This window comes from Engelhardtia mirabilis, from assembly GCF_007748095.1.
In the GTDB taxonomy this organism is placed as follows: Bacteria; Planctomycetota; UBA1135; order UBA1135.
Window position 1 is genome coordinate 1,776,758 of record NZ_CP036287.1, and the last position, 18,085, is coordinate 1,794,842.

Below are 18,085 nucleotides of genomic sequence, written 5' to 3' on the forward strand. Positions count from 1 at the left end.
GAATCGGGCCACCGGAGGGCCATCGCTAGGTGGCCAGAATCGGGGTGTGAAATCATGGCGTGCTGGGGCGGATAGAGCCTCGAATCACGCCTGAAGACCCCGAGAAGGCCGATTCTGGCAGGAGTTTTGAGGCGCCCTTCGAGTGGGCCTTTGGCCTCTGAAAGGGCACCTGGGGAGGCTTGGTGCGGAAGGGCGCCCCTGGGCCAACGGTGGTTCCCGGTAGTGCTTGCTCCGACGCCGCGGTCGAGCGTCTATGGCGACATGGACTTCGCCACTGCGGTCACCCGGCACCGCGCCCAGCTCCTCGCCAACGGCCGCTCCCAGCACACGCTCGAGCAGTACCACCGGCACCTCCAAGCCCTGGCCCGTTGGCTCGCTGCGTGCGCACGCGACACGGGGGATGTCGCCGACATAGACCACCTGGCACTGGCTGATTTCCTGGCGAGCCCAGAGGCCCTATTACGGCCCGACGGGCGCGCGAAGAAGACGACCTCGGTCAACGCCCTTCGCAACAGCCTGCGAGGCTTCTTCCGCTACCTCCACAGCTCCGGAGTTCTGGCTGACGACCCTGGCCGTCTGCTCGCGAGGGCCAGGGCCGGCGAGGGGCCCCCGGAGGCCCTGGTCGATGCCGACCAGGAGCGGCTGCTGCAGGCGCTTGCGGCCGAGCAGTCGCCGGCTGGCCTGCGAGACCACGCCCTCTTCCGCCTCCTCCTCTCGACGGGGGTACGCCTGGGCTCGGCCCTGGCCCTGGAGGTGGGGGACCTGGATCTCGACCGCGGTGAAGCGCTGCTGCGCCGCTGCAAGGGCGGGCAGATCCAGCGGGTCTTCTTGCCCGAGGCAACGGTCGGGGCCCTGCAGCAGCACCTGGGCCCGCGTGCCGCCGGGGCCGTGTTCCCAGGTCAGGCCGGCGCTCCCATGACGGCGCGTCACGCCCAGCGCCGACTGGATCACTGGCTCGACAAGGCCGGCTGCCATCCCAGCTCGCCACACAGGCTCCGCCATGCCTTCGCCCTGGGGCTCTATGCCCGGACCCGCGATGTCCTGCTGGTCCAGCGCGCCCTTGGCCATCGCTCGATCGAGTCGACCCTGCGTTACGCCCGCGCCACGGATGACGAGTTGCGACTGGCCATCCGCGGGCGCTAGACGAGGGGTATACGCGGGCGTATAATCTCGCCAGTTCGCCGACGGGTCCCCTCCAAGGTACGTGTCCGGCCGTCCCATCTCGCCGCAAGGCGGAAGATCGAGTAGGAGCGGTCCTCAGGAATTCGCCTGAGCTTCGACGTCGGCCGCCTGACGAGCCTTCCAGCCCCACGGTGTCAGCTCAGCGATGCGCTCCTGCGGCGTTGTCGAGACCCGCTGGATCACGTCCTCGATGTAGGCGTCGGGCGGTACCTCGGCGAGCTTGCAGCTCATGGTGAGCGAGTAGAGCCGCGCGGCGACCTCGCCGCCACGTTGGCTGCCGAAGATCCCCCAGTTCTTCCTCCCGACGGCGACGTGGCGCAGGGCCCGCTCGGTGTCGTTGTTGTGGATCGGGAGGCGGCCGTCGCGAAGCATGGCCGTCAGCGGCTCGCGCTGATTGATGACGTAGCGGGCGGCTTTGCCGAGGCTGCCGCGCGCGCCGATCGATGCGTCCTCGTCGAGGGCGAAGACGACCTCGAAGATCGTCTCGAGTACGTGACGCGACCGCCGATCGCGGACCGTCGCGCGCAGTTGGGCGAGTCCGCCCAGCTCCAGACCGTCACGCTGCGCCCTGGCCACGACGGCGCGTTCGATCCAGAAGAGTCTCTGGATCGGTCGAAGCACGGCCGCGGCCTTCTTTTGGTTCGAGTCGAGCGCGTCGACGAATTTCCGTCGCGCATGGGCCCAGCAGCCCGCGCGCACGATGCCGTTGCGATCCGCGACCGGATTCACTCCGTCGTACCCGTCGGTCAGCAGCGTTCCGGACCAGTCACCGAGGAAGGCCGCGGGTTCTTTCGCCGACCGGTCGGGCCAGAAGTCGGCGAGGACCTTCTCCTCGGGACTGCCGCGAACGTTGCGCCAGGCCCAGAGCTGTCCTCGGCGGGTCCCCTTCTGGCCCTCCGTCTGGACCGCGATCGGCGTCTCGTCGGCCTGCAGGACCTCTTCTTCGAGGAGCTGGCGGCGCATCTCGCGCAGGACCGGCCGCGCGACGATCTCGTCGAGCCGCACCATGAGGTCCCACATCGTCTGCCGCGCGAAGTGGACGCCGTCGCGTTTGAAGATCGACTGGATCCGATTGAGCGGCAGGTGATCGGCGTACTTCGAAGTCGCCACGTGGGCGTAGACCGACGCCTCGTACTTGCCACCGTCGATGACGCCATCGGGCAGCGGCGCGACCTTGACGGTGTGGCCGTCCTTGCAAGCGTACTTCCGACGCTCGTAACGTTTCACGACGAAGCGCGCCGGGATCAGGTGGCCGCGCTCGGTTACCTCGACGCCAATCTCGTGCAGAGGTCCACTGCAGTCCGGGCAGCTGCGGTCCGCTTCGGGGACGTCGAGCGTCACCGTCTGGCGCGGGAGGTCCTCCGGGAAAGGCGCACGTCCGTGTCCCTTGGCGGGCTCGCGCTTCGGCTTGCGAGGCATCGCTGCCACTTCCTCCTCGAGCTTGGTCAGGAGGGCCTGGCTCGTCTCGAAGAGCCGCAGCTGGTTCGGGTCGATCGTTTCGCGGCGACGACCGAAGAGGTGTCGCTGCAGGTGGGCGAGTTGCTCCCGCAGCACGGCGATCTCTTCGCTCTTCGCGTCGATCGCCCGCTGCTGCTCCTCGACGGTGGAGTACAGCGTCTGAAGCTGGGCATTCGCTTCGTCGATGTCCGTCAGCGGCGTCACGTCCGCAAACTTAGCCCAGCGAGTCTCGCGGTCAAGCGCCGATTAGCTCCTTCACCTCCGCTCTTTGCATCACCCGCCGGGCGCCACGATGATCGATACCGTCGAGCAGCAGCGCAAGCTCATGGCTCGCGAGCTCGTAGCTCGTCGCGTTGCCCGATGCACGATCGAAGACCTGGAAGCGACCACCCTCGAGTCGCTTCGAGAGCACCCAGTAGCCTGAAGCCTCCCAGACCAGCGCCTTCATCATCGAGCGGCGCTTGTTGAAGAAGAGGAACAGGTGCCCCGACTGCGGATCCTGGTCCACGACGTCGATCACCGCGCCGCTGAGCCCGTCAAAGCTCTTTCGCATGTCCACCGGCGTGCGACACACGAAGATCCGCACCTGCGGTGAGGGCGGAAAGCTCAGCATGACCCGAGCACGCAGAGCAGGCGACGAAGCGCAACCTCGTCGAAGTCACGCCGCAGGCGCAGCGACAGACCCGAGGGCAGCACCAGCTCGATCAGGGTTGCGTCGGCGCCCTCCGTTGGGGCCGGCTCCTCGAGCCGAAGCTCGAAGAAGGGTTCCGGTCGGAGACGCTTTGCCCGGCGACGTTCGGCCGCCCGAGCGTTGTAGAGGCTCCAAGGCTTCACTCCCTTGGAGCGGGCGAACGCGGCCAAGCTGACATCGGACCTGGAGTGCTCCTTCAGCAGCGTGAGTGCCTCCTCGGCCGGGACTGAACGGGGCAGGGAGTTCGAGTTGGGGTTCATCCCGCGCAGCCTCGGGTCTCCCGACGGGCGCGCAAGATGGGGTCACCGGACACGTACTACGCAGGGCATGCGCGATCCAGGGGCATCGAATCAGGGGCATCGAATCAGGGGCAAGGGCAGCAACAGTTAGTGAACGCATCCATCGAGAGGCGGCGGCGGGCGGGTCATTCACCCATTCACCCTTTGACGTCAAGGTGGATGTGGATGACCTTGACCGGGTGATCCGCGCACACGAGGGCACGCTCTCTGGTGGATCGATCACGAGCCTGACGCGCGACCCCTGCAATCACTCACGGCGATCTTGCCTACTCACTCAGGCTTAGCTGGCCACCAAATAGGATCGAAGCGCATGTCAGACCGATCGTTCCCGTCGATACGAGCAAGCCGTATGCGAGCACAAAGCAAGCCTTCGACAAGGCCCGACTCAACCTCGGCCAGACCTTATCCGGATCGTAGGCTGCCCCGAGGAACAACTCTTGAATGGTAAGCCCACGCTGACGCCGCTTCTGCGATGCTGCCTGGGTCAACCAGAAGCCACCTATAATCTTCTCAGAGTGGGTCTCATTGGGCGCCGTCGCCACTACACGTTCATAGGTAAAAACAGCTACAAGAATGCCGTAGATGACCAGGCTTACCACACAGCTGGCGCCCAACCCGACCGAGACCTCAGTAAGAAGACGCACCTTAGCAGGATCGCGCATCCAGTACCAGATTGCCGCGATCCCAATTGCTGAGAGCAGACCCGTTGCCTTCCGAGAGCCACCTGGCAGATCCTCTTCAACTGGCTCCCATCGAGCCTTCCCTCTCCATGCCGCCGCGATCGCAGCCATTGCAGAGAGTAGAGACCCCGCGGCAGCAACAGTCTGCGCGAGCGGTCCATAGTCGGCATCAGCCAGGCCAGTCACGGCGCACTCAATGTAGCGGTGTGCCGGGGGGGGACGTCATACTCTCCGTGATCCCAGTACGTCAAGCCACCCGGCTCCTCCAGGGCGAAAATGTAACGTCCGGGCTGAAGCCACTGGACGACCGGAGATGTAGGCGATCCGAAGACCGTGTGCGGGCAGACGAAGTATGCCGGAGAATAGAACACCCGCAGACCGTTCCGATTCGCGTGAACAGTGAATCGCATGCCCGGGTCGCCAGAGATGTCTGATCGGCGTGCATCGAACCGAGCCTGAAGAAAGTCAACAAGTCGGCGTGAGAATGATCTTAACAACTCGCCAGAGGAGACCAACTGGGTCGCGGGGGTTGAGGGCGAAGAGAACCATCTCGACGCCAAATGATTCAAGAGGTCGGCGATGTGTCCCCTACGCAGTCCCAAGTCATGTGTGGAGAGTCGATTGGACTCGTAGAACCCAGCCATCTCGAGCTGCGTCGACCAGTCAATCGCAACTGGATCCCCTCCTGAACGGATAAGGCACGGGATCTCGCCAACTCCTGCTTCGCGCAGCTGATAGAGCATCGACCGAAACCGCTCAACAGATAGCTCAACGTCGGCAAGAAAGACATCACGCTTCCTGAGAAAGGCCGACGGGCCTCGAGCCGCGAAACCGAGAAGCTCCGCTGCTACTTCATTGGCAAGTCCCAAACTATCGTCCACCAGTCCTCCTTAGATTTGTTTCGCACGAACGAGATGGGGCGCTGCTACTCGCTCAGCAGGAGGTTACTCCGTGAGGATGAGCTGAAACTACCTCAGAGCGGGGAATTTGGGGCGGCGACAGAGGTCCTGTGAGTACGTGTCCGGCCGGGCCGTGCAGAGCTTTGAGTGATCGTCGACGACGGCGAAGACCCGCAGGGCTCGTCCATCGGTCATGGAGTCGGACAGGAAGTCCATCGACCAGCAGTCGTTCATGGCCTCCGCCGGCGGCTTGGCCTGCCTGGGGGCCTGTGAGGGGCGATTGCGGCGCCTGCGCCGCACAGCGAGCCCCAGGGACTGACACAGCCGCCAGATCCGCTTGTGGTTCACGAGGAAGCCCTCGCGGCGCAGCATGATCGTCAGTCGCCGGTAGCCGAATCGCGGTCGTTCGCCAGCGAGCTCGACGAGCCGCTCTACGAGTCCTTCGATCGGCTCAGCCACGCTCCGATACTGCTGGACCGACCTGGGCTGCCCCGCCAAGCTGCAGGCTCGGCGCTCGCTCAGGCCGAAGCGGGCACGGAAGTGCTCGACCACGGCCCGGCGCCCGGCGGGGCTCACCATTTTTTTCCGAGGGCCGACTTGAGAGCCTCACGGTCGAGCGAGAGGTCGGCGACCATTTGCTTCAGACGCCGATTCTCGTCCTCCAGCTCCTTCAGGCGCTTCGCCTCGTTCACCTCGAGGCCGCCGTACTTCGCTCGCCAGTTGTAGATCGTCTGCGTGCTGATCCCGTGCTCGCGGGACAGGTCGGCGACCTTCGCGCCGCCCTCTGCCTGCTTCAGAATCTCGATGATCTGAGCCTCGGTGAATCGACTCTTCCGCATGGGGCCCTCCGGACTGGTTCTACACCGAGATCCAAGTTCCGGGTGGCCCGAGATTCCGGGGCTGCCTCACTCTGGCGCCGTGATCACGGCCCGTCCAGATGGCCTGACCGGACCCGTACCCCGCTCCGGCCTACGGCCTCCGCGGGCCCTCGGCGCCGCGACCACCCACGACCCCACAAGCCCAAGCCAAGACCCCAAGCCAAGACCCCAAGCCAAGACCCCAAGCCAAGACCCCAAGCCAAGACCCCAAGCCAAGACCCCAAGCCAAGACCCCAAGCCACCGGGCATCCTCGGCATAGCTAGTCCCGGCCCTCAGCTGGCTCCGAAGACCCGACCACCTCTGTCAGCCTCGGCCGGGCCTACGCCGAAGTGCGAACACGATCATCCGTGTGTCGACGCGAGCCTGGTGGACGACTTCAAGTCCAGCTTGATCGAAAAGTGCTTGAAGGAGATCCAATCTAGGGGACCAAGCTCGAATGCGCTTCCTGGATACCTCATCGTAGAGATGGGCGACAATGCGATCACGTTCCACTGCATGCTTAGTCCAGGTGCTCAGAAGAAGCAGTCCTTTGGAGTCCAGAAGCTCCACAATCCGAGAAAGCGCCAATCTCAGCGATCGGTCACCATCCCAAGCAAGGTGGCTAATAGTGCCCATCATTGCAGTCACGAGCTCAAACGGGCCTGACAGCTCTGCCACTGAGGTATCAAACAGATCTACTGGCTCAATCCTAATGCTCATCGGCGGCGGCTCGTGTGTGAGGCATTGGCCCTTTGCCACCAGTATGCAATCGTCGTCGCTGTCAATTCCAGTAATCCGGCAACTCGGATCGAGAGCCTCGCTGCGCTTAAGGGCCAAGGGGTACCGTCCGGTGCATGTTCCGATGTCCAGGTAGCTCCTGAACTTGCCCCACATTTCCGAATCTCGAATCAATTGTAGGGCGGCCTGTAGCTCTTGGCTCTTAAGCTCGCGAGCATCCTGATCTGGAGGGTCCACGTAAAGTCCCAGTGCAGCCTGCTTCATGTCGATGCGCTGGTCGAAGTACCGGATCGCCTCGTCGAGCCGGAGAAGGAAGTCGCTAGCAGGCATGGCTGATTGCCACAGATCTGTAAAGTAGGTAGAGGCAACTTCGAGGATGCGATCGAACAGCGCGTAAGCGTGCGTGTACGCGCGAACTCCCGTGACGCGGCCCACCCGCCCACCGTCGAAGAGGTCAACTCGTTTTGAGTCATAAATTGCGAGTTCGGTGTCCCCTTCGACGAACCCCTCTAGCTCAGCGAGAAACCCTCCGTGCCGGTGCGAAGGAGGGGGGTAGGTGACCTTGGTGGTGCATCCCGCGTCCTCAAGCGCACTGATTCGGGAACGCAGGCGTCTGTGGGCGTGCCGGAGCTGCTGAATGGAAGGGTTGTCGTCAATCCGCCGGAAGTGTTCTAGCGCCGAAACCTGGAGCCGAAGCTCCGTGCGCTCGGGGGCAGCCAAGATGATCAGTCGTCGTGCGCTTCCCTCCTTTGCACTAGTGCGCCTTAGCATGTCCAAGTTTGCTTCAACGAGCCTTTCTGATCTCGGGCGCGTCCAGAATCCAGAGGTGAGGTATGTTGTCGTCCAAAACCGACTTTCTACAGATCCTAGTCCTCCGACATATGCATCGAGAGCGCACACCTCGGATTCGATGGCAATGGGTGCGCGTTGATCTGAATCGCCAAAACTTGCGGAACGGATGAATGCTTCAAGGGTCGAGTGTGCTGACTTGGCGTGCCTGAACACTGCGGGCGCGAGCCCCAGGCCCGAGTCGACTGGATTGCCGTACTCACGGGGCACGATGCGGCCCCATGCATCGGCGATCTCTTTGATGCTTGGGTCTAACGCCGAAAGGTGGTGAGGCTGCCCTGACTTAAAGTACGCTACGGTGATCCCCGCCATATCCGTAGGTGTGGCAACATCGCCTTCGCAGAACGCTCTAACGCGCTCTCGCGCAAGGGCTCCTACGAACATGCCGTACTCAAGTACCACGTTGTCTCTTGTGACGAAGTCGATGCTATTGCGGAATCCACGAGTGTCATCGGCCCCGAAAATGAGGACGGCCGCGTCAACCGTCCGGGCGAGTCGAGCAAGTCCCTCCATGGTTGATTCGCTGGGAGGCAGAGCGTTCCACCAAGGGTACACTTCAAAGGTGGGAGCAAGTTGGTCTGCGACGTACTCAGCCACAGGCCGTTTCTCTTGTGAGCTGCCAATAAACACGCGAGGCTTCATGAAAGTGGCACGGCAGTAGGTTTGTCGTTTCGGCCAGTTCTGAGGTGGTCGGGTCTTCGGAGCCAGCTGAGGGCCTGGATTCGCTATGCCGAGGATGCCCGGAGGCTTGGCTTGGGTTGGTGGGGTCGTGAGTGGTCGCAGTCCCGAGGGCCCGCGGAGGCAGTAGGTCGAAGGTCGAAGGTCGAAGGTCGAAGGTCGAAGGTCGAAGGTCGAAGCGGGCCTTCGGGACCGCGACCACTCACGACCCTACCAACCCAAGCCAAGACCCCAAGCCACCTGGCATCCTCGGCATAGCTAATCCCGGCTCTCAGCTGGCTCCGAAGACCCGACCACCTCTAGCTGCAGAAGGGGGAAGGAGTTTCGTGGGCGCAACACCCATAACCCAGGGAGGTGCGCGAGACTACGTGTCCCCCCAACTGCGCGAAAGGTGGTGTCCCCTAACAATGGGCTCACCGGACGCGTACGGAGGGGGCGGCGGGAGTCAGATTCGCGATCGTCGGACATGACCCATGAGCACGTCCGGGCTAGCTCACATGCCACTGGGGAGGTCAGAGGCCTGCTCGTGGTCTACTACGGAGTCGGTCGTCACCGTAGTGACTGTTCAGTCGCGGAGATCCACTCTCCAAGCCCCTTGCGAAGCTCACTTGGCTCAGTCCACGACAGATAACGAATCTGCGAGACATCAAAGTGGAGCTGCTTCGACTCGGCTCTCGGACCGTCGACGTGGTCGGACCTGATTACGTGATATGCACGCTTCCCAAGGCCGCGGGCCAGCCCTGATTCGAAGTAGACCCCCGGATTGTTGTATGTGAGGTCGGCAACTATGAACCGTGCGTTCTGAATCTCCGTGATGATTCTATCGGTGATGTAGTCGGTGTGGTCCTGACCGACGATGTTTGCCTCGAGCCCGCAGTCTTGGCATGCCCCCTTGATTGCCTCGAGTGAGTCCACTCGAAGAGACTCCTCGCCCTCTGGCCATTCAAACTGGGTCGCAACGAACACTCGGCGATCTTCGGAGGCTGCACTAGGTCGGATCTCCTGCCAGCCTTCGAACGTCATGCGATACTGATCTCGGATCTGGGCCGCAGGAAACGTCCGATCTTGGTTGTTCTCTCCCATCTCTGCGATGTGCCCCTTGTTGGCGAGGTAGTCAAGGGCGGCGCGGAGTTCGCTAGTCGATGGAATGCGAGCAAACGCAGAGTCTTGATAGAGGATTGAGGTCTTCTCCAATGCATCGCCACGCTCTAGTCGCGCTGCAATCGCGCGTAGAAGCTCGAAGGGTTTTCGAGAGTGGTCGACCCGCGAACTCAGCATCGGCTCGATTCCTATCGGAACCAAGCCTTCAGTCTCAAGGCGGCGACGAAGGCCTTCGTCGACTTCGCTCTCGGAAACCCAGAATGCCTGTGCGCTTCGTCCGTCGGAGGCAACATCTAGGCATGCCCGGGCGCAGTTTGCGAGTCCTTGTTTCGGCAGCCGGTCATTGAGGAAGGTGGTTTCGAGCAGAAACTCGTCGATTGCATACCGGCCACAAGCCTCTGATTCGAAGTAGGCTATTCGGCGCTCGAATCTGTCGTGTCGATGCGCAGGTGCACCGGTGAAGATGCACTTGGTGTTTTCCATTGCTTTGGGGGCTGAGGGCGGGTGAGGCAGCTCTCCCCAGAGAGGGCCACAATCTTCTTGGATCTGCGGCGGGATGCTCGGCGCGCCTTGGTGGTCGGACCGCTGAGAATCTGGGGTTCACCGTCCAGGGCGAGCAATGATGCCCGGACAAGTCCGGCCGAGCTACCAGCAAGTAAACGCCGACACCCCAATCGAGCGTCCGCAGCAGCTGCCCCCAACTGCCTCCCACCGGGCTAACATCTGGTTCGCAAAGTTGGAGCGGGCGATGGGACTCGAACCCACGACATTCAGCTTGGGAAGCTGGGTTCGCAGGGTAGGCACGAGCGGACATGTCGGCCAGAGGCGGACATGTCAAGGTTCGGCTGGTCAGGTCCACCCTCAGTTCGGCCAAGCTGGTCCAGCTCAGTGCCCTCGGAAATCAGTCATTGAGTGCTCGGCAAGGGAGGTTCGGAGCGCCAGAAAGGGGCGCCCAGGAGGGGCTGGAAAAACAGATCCTCCAGTTCGGCCAAGCTGGTCCACCTCGATCGGGGCATCAGACAGCCTCGCGCCCTTTGGTCGGCGGGTTGCGGTAGGAGCTCCCTTCCATCACCAGGACGTGCGAGTGGTGGAGCAAGCGGTCCATCGCGGCGGAGGCCATCAGGTCGTCGCGGAAGAGCGGGTACCACTCCTCGATGGCGCGGTTCGACGTGACCACGATCGAGCCCCGCTCGTAGCGAGCTCGGATCACCTCGTACAGGTCGATCGGCTCGTCACCTTCGAGCGGCCGCAGGCCGAGGTCATCGAGGATCAGCACGTCCGGCGTTGTGTAACGCAGGAGCCGCTTGTCCCAGCCTTGGTCGGCCCGTGACGACCGCAGCTGGGTGAGCATCCGGTGGGCGGTCGTGTACAGCGCTGAGTGGCCAGCGCGGCAAGCGCGTTCTCCCAGCGCCTGGGCGATGTGGCTCTTGCCGACGCCGGCAGGCCCGATCAGCAGCACGTTCTCCTGCTTCGCGACGAAGCCACAGGTCGCGAGGTCGATGATCTTGGTCTTGGGGATCTGCGGGTTGAAGGACCACTCGAAGTCGTCGAGCCGCTTGGTGGTTTCGAAGGTCGCGCGTCGCAAGCGCATCTCGAGCTGCTTCGAGTCGCGCCGCTCGACCTCGTCGCTGCAGAGGCGGAAGAGGAATTCGGAGTGGCTGAGATCCGCATCGACGGCTTCCTTCGTGCGCAGGTCGAGCGTCTGAAGCACGCCCGAGAGCCGGAGCTTCTTGAGTACGGGGACGAGGTCATCGGCGATCGCCATGGGTCTTCTCCTGGATTGCTGTGAGCGTTTCGCGCGGGTTGCGGGCGAACATCGATCCCTGAGACCACGCTCGCCCGGAATCCTCCGGCAGGGGCTCGAGGTCGAGCCCCTGCTTGAGGATGCTCTTGATGCTGCGGTACTCGAGGCAGCCGAAGTGCAGCGCGCGTCTGGCCGTCGCGCGTGCGCGCTCGCGCGGAAAGCCCTCGAGATGCGTGACGACCGCCTGCACCTTGCGCAGCTGGTAGAGCACATCGTCGGAGTCGAAGATCGCGGCAGCGAGCACTTCGACCTCCTCACCGATCACCCGAGCACGCACGATCCAGTGCTCGCGGCTGCGGTGCCGGAGGTCACGGCGGTGCTCGGGGAGATGCGACTCGATCGTGCTGCGCTTGCCGCGCGGCACACGCGAATGAGCGTGAAGACGGCAGTCCTCGGCGTAGATCACAATCGAGTGCGTCGTGCAGCGCAGCCAGAGGTCTTGGCCCAGCAAGGTCCACGGCGCGGAGTAGAAGGCGCCGTCGACCTGGACGTGGCTGTCACGATGCAGGCGTGCCTTCTTCCAGATCACGAGCTCCCACCGCGACTGCGGCAAGCTCAGCAGGGCAGCGCGCTCTTCCTCCTCGAAGTACTCGAGCGGTGCGCGGCCAGTCGTCCCGTGCCGGCGCCGCCCTGCGATCTCCAGCGTCCAGCGCCGCAGCGCCCGCCGGTCCTCGTGGATGTCGACGGACTCGTGCGTAGCGAAGAAGTTTCCCTTCGTGTAGCGCACTCCGCGCTCGACCTTGCCCTTCTTCTCCGGCGCGCGTGGCGGCGTCGGGTCGATCTGGAATCCGTAATAGCGTGCGAGTTCGACGTACGTGCGGTTCAAGACGGGTTCGCCGTCCACGCCGAACGAGGCCCGAATCACTGCCGCCTTCAAGTTGTCGGGCACGATGACGCGCGGCACGCCGCCGAAGTACTCGAACGCCTCGACATGCAGCCTCACCCAGGTCTCGATCTTCTGGTCGAAGACGATCTGGGTGTGCATGTGGCGGCTGCAGCCGAGCGTCATCACGAAGAGCCAGCTCTTGCGCAAGACGCCGCGCTCGGGGTCGTAGCGCTTCCCGACGTAGCCGAAGTCGACCTGGGCCACCTCGCCCGCGGTCGTCTCGACGGAGATGGCTACGTCCGTCGGCTTGGGACCCTCCGCGTCGGCGAGTCGCAGCACCAGACGCTTGATGGCCGAGAGGCTGCCGTCGAAGTCCGGCTCGTTCAGGCGTAGCCAGTCGTGGATCGCACTCGGCCCGGCCCCCTTCTTCCGCAGCCGCTCGATCGTCGCGACCCACCGCTCGACCGAGGAGCGCTGCTGCGGCGCCTGCCTCGACTGGACGTGCTCCTCGACTGCCGCTCGCAGCTGATCGAGGTCGGGCAGCTCGTTAGGCGCGCCCTCGAGCAGCCCCGCCGTAGCGAGCGCGCGCATGTAGGCACGGATCGTGTCCCGCCCAATGTGCAGCTGTCGCGCGATCCCTCGCGATCCCTGCCCCAGCCTGTGCAGGCGGAGCATCTCCTGAAGTCTGTGCATGTCGGTCCTCCTGGCGCCCATCCATCCTCCTTGGCTCGTGGGAGCCGAAGAGGATGAGGGCGGTCAGTAGACCGGCGGGAGGACCTTCGGGACTGGCGGCGGTGGACCAGCTTGGCCGAGCTGAGGTGGACCAGCTTGGCCGAACCAGGGTGGACCAGCCTGGCCGATCTCACCCGCCCATCACCCCGCCGCCGGGGTGGACCAGCTTGGCCGGGCTACAGGTGGACTTGATACCCCGAGCTGCAACAGACATGAGCGGGCAGCCTGACCGCCCGGGGGTGGACAGGAGGGGACAGGAGGGCACGGACTTCCGCCAGCAATGCGGCGACACGGGGGTCGCGACTCGGGGTTGTGGGTCGGCCGAGCCCGGCACCCTCGGTACTAGAGTGCGCAGAGCGCAAGCATCCAGCCTGCCGGCTCCCGGGGCCATGGCCGAGCGCCTGCAGGCGGCTGCGGTTCAGCGCGGGTCCGAGACGGGGCGGCCCCTCGGTCAAGATTCCGGTCCGGATCCCCCCAGCGCTTTCGCAATCGGCGCCGCGACGAAGGCCCAGACTTCCTCAATCACGCCAGCGAGCTCGCCTGGTGCAACCGAGATCGACAACCGGGCCAGGAAGCCGCGCCATTGCGAGATCTTCAGGCGATCGGCGGCGAAGGAGGGTGACAGCCCGGTGGGGCGGCCGAGCGGGAGGTCGGTGCCGCGGCGCTCGAACGTGGCGTGGATCGCTGCGCCGAGTGTGTCGGCATCGAGGTCGAATCGCCGGCCAATGATCAGCAGGTCGTAGAAGTCCTTCATCCGGCTGTTGGCCAGTCCCAGCGTGCAGATCGCCTCGAGCTTCTCGGCGACGACGGTCTCGGGCGGGTAGATCCTGAGCCGCGGCGGCTCGTGATCGAGCATGGCTGGCATCAAGACCAGCTTGGGAGCGGGGATGACTGCATCGCCGAAGCCGACGTCGACGCGAACTACCAACCGCATTTCACCCAGGTAGGCGTCGAGATCCACATGGATGCCGCCGTAGCTCTGTGCCTCGCGGATCTCGCGGGCAACGATGCTGCTCAGGTCGAATCCGATGCCGTCGGGGTCTACCGGCGTGGCTGCGATCGATCGAATGGCGGAGGCCATGGAAGCAGGAGTCGGGTCGCCGTGCCCGAGCAGGTCGACGTCCTTCGTCGGGCGGTGCAGGTCACCGGTCCAGGCACGGAAGAGCATCGCGCCCTTGAGCACGAAGCGTTCGGCCTGATCGGAGCGCGCGAGTCGGTAGAGCAGCCGCTCGATCGCGAACTGGACGCAGAGGGCGTTGAAGTCGGCGCCCTCCTGGCGCGCGCGGGCGAGGAGGGCGCGGTGGATAGCGCGCGGGTCGCCGCTGCCGGACGTCACGCGAGGGACTCCAGGTACGGGCGGATGACCGTCGAAACCCGATCTACTCGCGCGAGCTCGAACAGCTCGTCCATCGTCACGGTCCTCCTCGTCCAGGCGTCGCGGAGCGCCTCGATGGCAACGTCGTCGCCGATCCGAGAGCGGTACTTGAAGCAGTCGACGACGGTCTTCGCGACGCTGGTGACCCGCGCCTCGACGCCCTCGATCTGCTGCATCTGGACCCCTGCGGTCAGCGATTCGCCCGAGGCGCGGACAACCTGGAGACGTGGATGTTCGATCGCCGGCTTGCGCGCTTTCCGGTCGATCATGATCCAGACCTCGAAGGGGTTCTGGGTGGTGAGGCCGTGAAGGCGCAGTGCGGTGAGGAGGCAGAGCGTTGCCGACGGGACTCGAGTGACCACCTCCGCGAGGCTTGCGTTCTCGGACAAGGGCGAGCCGACGGGTCCGTAGAGGCCGCGTCCGCGTTGCGCGATCAGGCCGCGCTCGACGAGGCGCTTGAGCTGCATGCGGTGGTAGCCCAGCTCCTCGAGTGTCGAGGCGCGGACGAGGCCCCGCTGGCGGAGGAGGGCGAGGAGGTCGTCGGTGGAGTGAGGTGTGGCCATCGTGACGAAGTGTCGGTCATGGTGCGCGATGACCGACGAAAAGTCACGTCGAGATCGAGAAGGTCCTGGCTGGGGGCACCGGCCGGCTCGGAGCCTCCGCCGAGCCAGTCCAGGGCCATCAAACGTCCGACGCTCTCGCGAACCGGCTGGTGCCGACGTCCTCCTGCACGAGCGGCGAACCCCAGGCCGGTCGCGATGGACCCGCGATCGATCGATATTGCCGGCTTGGTAGGTGCGATTCACCGGCGAGGCCGACGGAGCGAGCGTCCAGGCGGGTGCGGCGAGCTGCAGGTGCTGCGCCAGAAACTGTTGTCGACCTCGCACAACATCCTCGGGCCGAGGCACTTACGGCTCGGCTAACACCTGGGCGATTCGACCCCCTCCCGCGACCCCCTGGCGAGCCCCGCCCAGATGCCCCGACGCCCGGCCCCCGTCTGCCCGTCCCCGACCTGCTCCGACCAGCCCGCTCGGACGATCCGGCACTCGATCCTGAGCACCCGCCAGCGGTCCCAGCGACGCTATCGGTGCCACGGCTGCGGGCGGACCTTCGCCGCCAACGCGGGCACCGCCTACCACCGCCTGCGACACCCTCCCAAGCTCTTCGATCAGGTCGTGTCCTTGGCGGTGGAGGGCTCGTCCCGGGCGGCCACGGCCCGAGCACTCGGCCTGTCGCCAAGCACGGTCCGTCGCTGGCTTGCGCGCGCAGCGGTGCACGCGCAGGCGTTCAACGATGCCAAGCTGCGCGAGGTCTCCGCCGTCGAGCTGCAATCGGACGAGCTCAAGGTCCGCACCGAAGGCCGACAAGCGCCGCTGTGGACCTATACAGCCGTGGAGGTCTGGAGCCGGCTGTGGCTCACGTCGCTGGTGGGCCGCCGAACGCTCCGCAACACGCTGCTACACTTTCGCGAGGCGCGGTGGAGGTGCCGCGTGGAGGCCGGACGCACGCTCGTGACGACGGATGCCTTCAAGTACAACGAGCGGGTTATCGCCAGAGTCTTCGGCCCAACTTGCGTCCACGCCCAGGTGGAGAAGCGGTACCGAAAGGGGCGGGTCGTGCGGGCGGAACGCAGGCTCGTCCTCGGGCAGGATTGGATGCTCGACGAGGCCCTGGGGCGGTCGGAGGACTCGAAGTCGATCAACACGTCCTACGTCGAGCGGCTAAACCTGACCATCCGGCGCTCGCTCGCCTGCCTGCAGCGGAAGACGACGGCCATGTGCCGGTCCGAAGCCAGTCTGCGCGAGCAGCTCGAGCTCCTGCGCTGCTACTACAACTTCATCCGCCCGCACTCGTCGCTGAAGTTTGGGCGGAAGAAGAGGACGCCGGCTCAGCAGGCCGGGCTCGTCGCCGGGCCCCTGTCCTGGCGCCGCATCCTGTCAGCCCGGATCCTGGGCACCCCGAGGCGAAGCCCACTCGCTACGATGCGGGACGGAGGCAGGGCATGCGCGATCCAGGGGCATCGAATCAGGGGCAGGGGCAGCAACAGTTAGAGAGCGCATCAGTCAATAGCCAGCAGCGAGTGAGTCAGGCACCCTGCCTCGCCATGGTCTACAAGCTCGCCAAGTCGGCCGAGAAGACCTGGCGGAAGCTAAACGGCCACGAACACCTCGGAGACGTCATCCGAGGAGTCCGATTCAAGGACGGCATCAAGGTCGCTGCGTGACCTCTCCAGGACTTCCATCCACAGCTCTTGGCGATATCTCCAGCCGCCAGAGACCAACCAAACCGACCACCCGCGACTGGGTCGAGGATCGTCAGAACGAGTTCCTCGGTCTGTACCGGTACCTGAGCGGCGTCGGAGGGGGCTGCTCCTATGCTGATTGCAGTTGCGACTGCGATTATTCGAGCGAGAGGGGTCCACGGATGAAAAGCCTGGCAGGTCGTTCTGTTGATTGATGTCACTGGTGGAGGAGGCCGAGGCCGGAAGCGCGGCAGTCGAGGCTCAAGGGATCGTCGCAGTCCTCGCCCAGGGCGCAAGCCCGAATCTTGCGCAGGGACGGAGTTGGCGGGCGTCGCTCCGACTGCGTCGGCAGCCGAAGCCCGAAAGGACCTCGCAGTGCTCGAGGGGCGGCGATGGGCGCCTGTAGGGAACGCGTTGCGACGGAGTAGACGTGCGTTCGCAAGCTGGCGCGATTCAGGAGAGGACCCGACCGACAAGTTCCAGTGGGGCATTGACGGATCGTTCACTGATGCCTAGCGTCGCCATGCAATGAAACTCCATACCCCCTCTGCCGTGGCCGGTGCCTTCGCTCTGGTCGGACTGATGACTTCGTTGACCTTGCTTGTGTCCTGCGGTGAAAGCGACCCGGGAGAGCGGGGTGACCGGTCGTCAGCTCAGCAGTCCATCAATTGGTATTCGGGCGGCTCTCTACATCAGGCTGATGGCGGCGATTGGAGGCAGGCAACCGAACCGAATCGGCTGGCGACCGCAGCTGACTTCGTCGCGATCCTGCACAGTAACGACAATGGCCAAGGCGCGCTGACCCGCGATCGACTCAAACAGAAGGCTCAGGTTCTTGTGAGCGAGCTTAATGCGGCGACCGAAGGAGGTGTGGCAGACTCGCAAGCAGTATCTGAGCTAGCCGCGATGATTTGGTTGATGAGTGAGGAGCTGCGTTCGCGATGATTCGTGTAATCAGAGAAGATGTTGGCGTGTCGTCGCGCAGGAACCAGGGGACGGCAGTGTCAGCCTAGTTGAGGCCGCGAGTGCCTATGCCGCGCCAAGGATTGGGGCCAATGCGGCATCGGAGCCCTGCGGTGCGGATGCTCTTGGGACGCGGCCTGCTAGTCCTAGCCTGTCTGCCTGTTTGTCCCGGGGTTGCGCCATAGTTGGAGGCTACATACCTTCGTTCCCATGAAGCTCCATGCCCCCTCTGCCGTGGCCGGCGCATTCGCGCTGGTCGGGATTCTCTCGCTGGTGGCCGCCGCTCAGTTGACCCAGCCGGGCTCGGCGCTGGTAAAGGTTGACATCACGCGGCCTCTTGAGGTGAAGCCGTCCCCAAGGGACCTCGTCGAGATCCGAGAGGGTGACTCATACTTGGTGCCGCCTGGTAAGAGATTGGTCGTCACCGATCTTGGGGTTTGGTTGCCGATCTCCGGTGTCGATCAGGTGCATCTGATGTTGGAGGGAGCCGACCACTTCATTGTCAAACCGCTGCCCACAACGGAGGTTCGGTCCGGCATGGTGCACTTGAACCGTGGGCTCATCATCGATGCGGGAAGGGTCGTGACGGTTCGGGACAGTAGCGAGAGCTTGCAGTCGGCCGTCTTCTGGGGCTACCTCGGCGACGAGTGAGGGGCGGCGAGGGGTTGTGGCGCGTGCGCTTGGGGTGGCAGGATGACCAACCCCTGTGC

The 18,085-nt window shown here is 64.4% G+C and carries 17 protein-coding genes; 5 read left to right on the forward strand and 12 right to left on the reverse strand.

Annotated elements, in window-relative coordinates; all coding sequences use genetic code 11:
- Window positions 1–261: 261 nt before the first annotated feature.
- Window positions 262–1,143 (forward strand): tyrosine-type recombinase/integrase, encoded by an 882-nt coding sequence (locus tag Pla133_RS06345; protein ID WP_145063603.1) that lies wholly within the window; start codon window positions 262–264, stop codon window positions 1,141–1,143.
- Between the two features lie 114 nt (window positions 1,144–1,257).
- Here the strand turns inward: Pla133_RS06345 and tnpC are convergent, their stop codons facing one another.
- The 12 genes from tnpC to Pla133_RS06415 all read right to left on the reverse strand — a co-directional run bounded on the left by tnpC (window position 1,258) and on the right by Pla133_RS06415 (window position 14,733).
- The gene (gene tnpC, locus Pla133_RS06350) at window positions 1,258–2,844 is read right to left on the reverse strand and encodes an IS66 family transposase (RefSeq protein WP_145063606.1); all 1,587 of its coding nucleotides are present in this window, start codon (window positions 2,842–2,844) and stop codon (window positions 1,258–1,260) included.
- A 31-nt stretch (window positions 2,845–2,875) separates the two neighbouring features.
- Window positions 2,876–3,253 (reverse strand): IS66 family insertion sequence element accessory protein TnpB, encoded by a 378-nt coding sequence (tnpB, locus tag Pla133_RS06355; protein ID WP_145063612.1) that lies wholly within the window; start codon window positions 3,251–3,253, stop codon window positions 2,876–2,878.
- Window positions 3,247–3,591 carry a hypothetical protein gene (locus tag Pla133_RS06360; RefSeq protein ID WP_145063617.1) on the reverse strand — a complete coding sequence of 115 codons (345 nt, stop codon included), beginning with the start codon at window positions 3,589–3,591 and terminating at the stop codon, window positions 3,247–3,249. Before Pla133_RS06360 ends, tnpB begins: the two co-directional genes overlap by 7 nt.
- 305 nt (window positions 3,592–3,896) lie before the next feature.
- Window positions 3,897–4,496 (reverse strand): hypothetical protein, encoded by a 600-nt coding sequence (locus Pla133_RS06365; RefSeq protein WP_145063622.1) that lies wholly within the window; start codon window positions 4,494–4,496, stop codon window positions 3,897–3,899.
- Window positions 4,497–5,278: 782 nt separating this feature from the next.
- A complete protein-coding gene (locus Pla133_RS06370; protein WP_145063625.1) occupies window positions 5,279–5,788 on the reverse strand; it encodes an IS3 family transposase in 510 nt (169 codons plus the stop codon).
- Window positions 5,782–6,048, reverse strand: a complete 267-nt coding sequence (locus tag Pla133_RS06375) for a transposase (protein WP_145063628.1) — start codon at window positions 6,046–6,048, stop codon at window positions 5,782–5,784. The genes Pla133_RS06370 and Pla133_RS06375 overlap by 7 nt, the downstream gene beginning before the upstream one ends.
- A gap of 343 nt (window positions 6,049–6,391) precedes the next feature.
- Window positions 6,392–8,296 (reverse strand): TIR domain-containing protein, encoded by a 1,905-nt coding sequence (locus Pla133_RS06385; protein ID WP_145063635.1) that lies wholly within the window; start codon window positions 8,294–8,296, stop codon window positions 6,392–6,394.
- A 585-nt stretch (window positions 8,297–8,881) separates the two neighbouring features.
- Window positions 8,882–9,916: a hypothetical protein gene (locus Pla133_RS06395; RefSeq protein ID WP_145063640.1), complete on the reverse strand. Its 1,035-nt coding sequence runs from the start codon at window positions 9,914–9,916 to the stop codon at window positions 8,882–8,884.
- A gap of 532 nt (window positions 9,917–10,448) precedes the next feature.
- Window positions 10,449–11,198 (reverse strand): IS21-like element helper ATPase IstB, encoded by a 750-nt coding sequence (gene istB / locus Pla133_RS06400; RefSeq protein WP_145061396.1) that lies wholly within the window; start codon window positions 11,196–11,198, stop codon window positions 10,449–10,451.
- The gene (gene istA, locus Pla133_RS06405; RefSeq protein WP_145168304.1) at window positions 11,182–12,777 is read right to left on the reverse strand and encodes an IS21 family transposase; all 1,596 of its coding nucleotides are present in this window, start codon (window positions 12,775–12,777) and stop codon (window positions 11,182–11,184) included. The genes istB and istA overlap by 17 nt, the downstream gene beginning before the upstream one ends.
- A 469-nt stretch (window positions 12,778–13,246) precedes the next feature.
- On the reverse strand, window positions 13,247–14,131 hold the full coding sequence (locus Pla133_RS06410) for a nucleotidyl transferase AbiEii/AbiGii toxin family protein (protein ID WP_419192186.1): 885 nt from the start codon (window positions 14,129–14,131) through the stop codon (window positions 13,247–13,249).
- Window positions 14,128–14,733: a type IV toxin-antitoxin system AbiEi family antitoxin domain-containing protein gene (locus Pla133_RS06415; protein WP_145063650.1), complete on the reverse strand. Its 606-nt coding sequence runs from the start codon at window positions 14,731–14,733 to the stop codon at window positions 14,128–14,130. Before Pla133_RS06415 ends, Pla133_RS06410 begins: the two co-directional genes overlap by 4 nt.
- A 612-nt stretch (window positions 14,734–15,345) precedes the next feature.
- On the opposite strand from Pla133_RS06415, the gene Pla133_RS06420 reads away from it, so the two are divergent.
- The 4 genes from Pla133_RS06420 (at window position 15,346) to Pla133_RS06430 (ending at window position 18,026) form a co-directional block, all read left to right on the forward strand.
- Complete coding sequence (locus Pla133_RS06420) at window positions 15,346–16,221, forward strand: helix-turn-helix domain-containing protein (protein ID WP_419192187.1); 876 nt, start codon at window positions 15,346–15,348, stop codon at window positions 16,219–16,221.
- A 29-nt stretch (window positions 16,222–16,250) separates the two neighbouring features.
- On the forward strand, window positions 16,251–16,394 hold the full coding sequence (locus Pla133_RS26025; RefSeq protein WP_419192485.1) for an RNA-binding protein: 144 nt from the start codon (window positions 16,251–16,253) through the stop codon (window positions 16,392–16,394).
- Window positions 16,395–16,940: 546 nt separating this feature from the next.
- Window positions 16,941–17,357, forward strand: a complete 417-nt coding sequence (locus Pla133_RS06425) for a hypothetical protein (RefSeq protein ID WP_145063656.1) — start codon at window positions 16,941–16,943, stop codon at window positions 17,355–17,357.
- A 228-nt stretch (window positions 17,358–17,585) separates the two neighbouring features.
- Complete coding sequence (locus tag Pla133_RS06430) at window positions 17,586–18,026, forward strand: hypothetical protein (protein ID WP_145063661.1); 441 nt, start codon at window positions 17,586–17,588, stop codon at window positions 18,024–18,026.
- Window positions 18,027–18,085: the final 59 nt, after the last annotated feature.

What these genes read in the sequence shown, in the direction of transcription:
- Pla133_RS06375 (WP_145063628.1), bottom strand. Translation starts at nt 6,048, where the DNA reads ATGCGGAAGAGTCGATTCACCGAGGCTCAGATCATCGAGATTCTGAAG.
- Pla133_RS06360 (WP_145063617.1), bottom strand. Translation starts at nt 3,591, where the DNA reads ATGAACCCCAACTCGAACTCCCTGCCCCGTTCAGTCCCGGCCGAGGAG.
- Pla133_RS06425 (WP_145063656.1), top strand. Translation starts at nt 16,941, where the DNA reads ATGAAACTCCATACCCCCTCTGCCGTGGCCGGTGCCTTCGCTCTGGTC.
- Pla133_RS06385 (WP_145063635.1), bottom strand. Translation starts at nt 8,296, where the DNA reads ATGAAGCCTCGCGTGTTTATTGGCAGCTCACAAGAGAAACGGCCTGTG.
- istB (WP_145061396.1), bottom strand. Translation starts at nt 11,198, where the DNA reads ATGGCGATCGCCGATGACCTCGTCCCCGTACTCAAGAAGCTCCGGCTC.
- tnpB (WP_145063612.1), bottom strand. Translation starts at nt 3,253, where the DNA reads ATGCTGAGCTTTCCGCCCTCACCGCAGGTGCGGATCTTCGTGTGTCGC.
- Pla133_RS06370 (WP_145063625.1), bottom strand. Translation starts at nt 5,788, where the DNA reads ATGGTGAGCCCCGCCGGGCGCCGGGCCGTGGTCGAGCACTTCCGTGCC.
- Pla133_RS06415 (WP_145063650.1), bottom strand. Translation starts at nt 14,733, where the DNA reads ATGGCCACACCTCACTCCACCGACGACCTCCTCGCCCTCCTCCGCCAG.
- Pla133_RS06345 (WP_145063603.1), top strand. Translation starts at nt 262, where the DNA reads ATGGACTTCGCCACTGCGGTCACCCGGCACCGCGCCCAGCTCCTCGCC.
- istA (WP_145168304.1), bottom strand. Translation starts at nt 12,777, where the DNA reads ATGGGCGCCAGGAGGACCGACATGCACAGACTTCAGGAGATGCTCCGC.
- Pla133_RS06395 (WP_145063640.1), bottom strand. Translation starts at nt 9,916, where the DNA reads ATGGAAAACACCAAGTGCATCTTCACCGGTGCACCTGCGCATCGACAC.
- Pla133_RS06430 (WP_145063661.1), top strand. Translation starts at nt 17,586, where the DNA reads ATGAAGCTCCATGCCCCCTCTGCCGTGGCCGGCGCATTCGCGCTGGTC.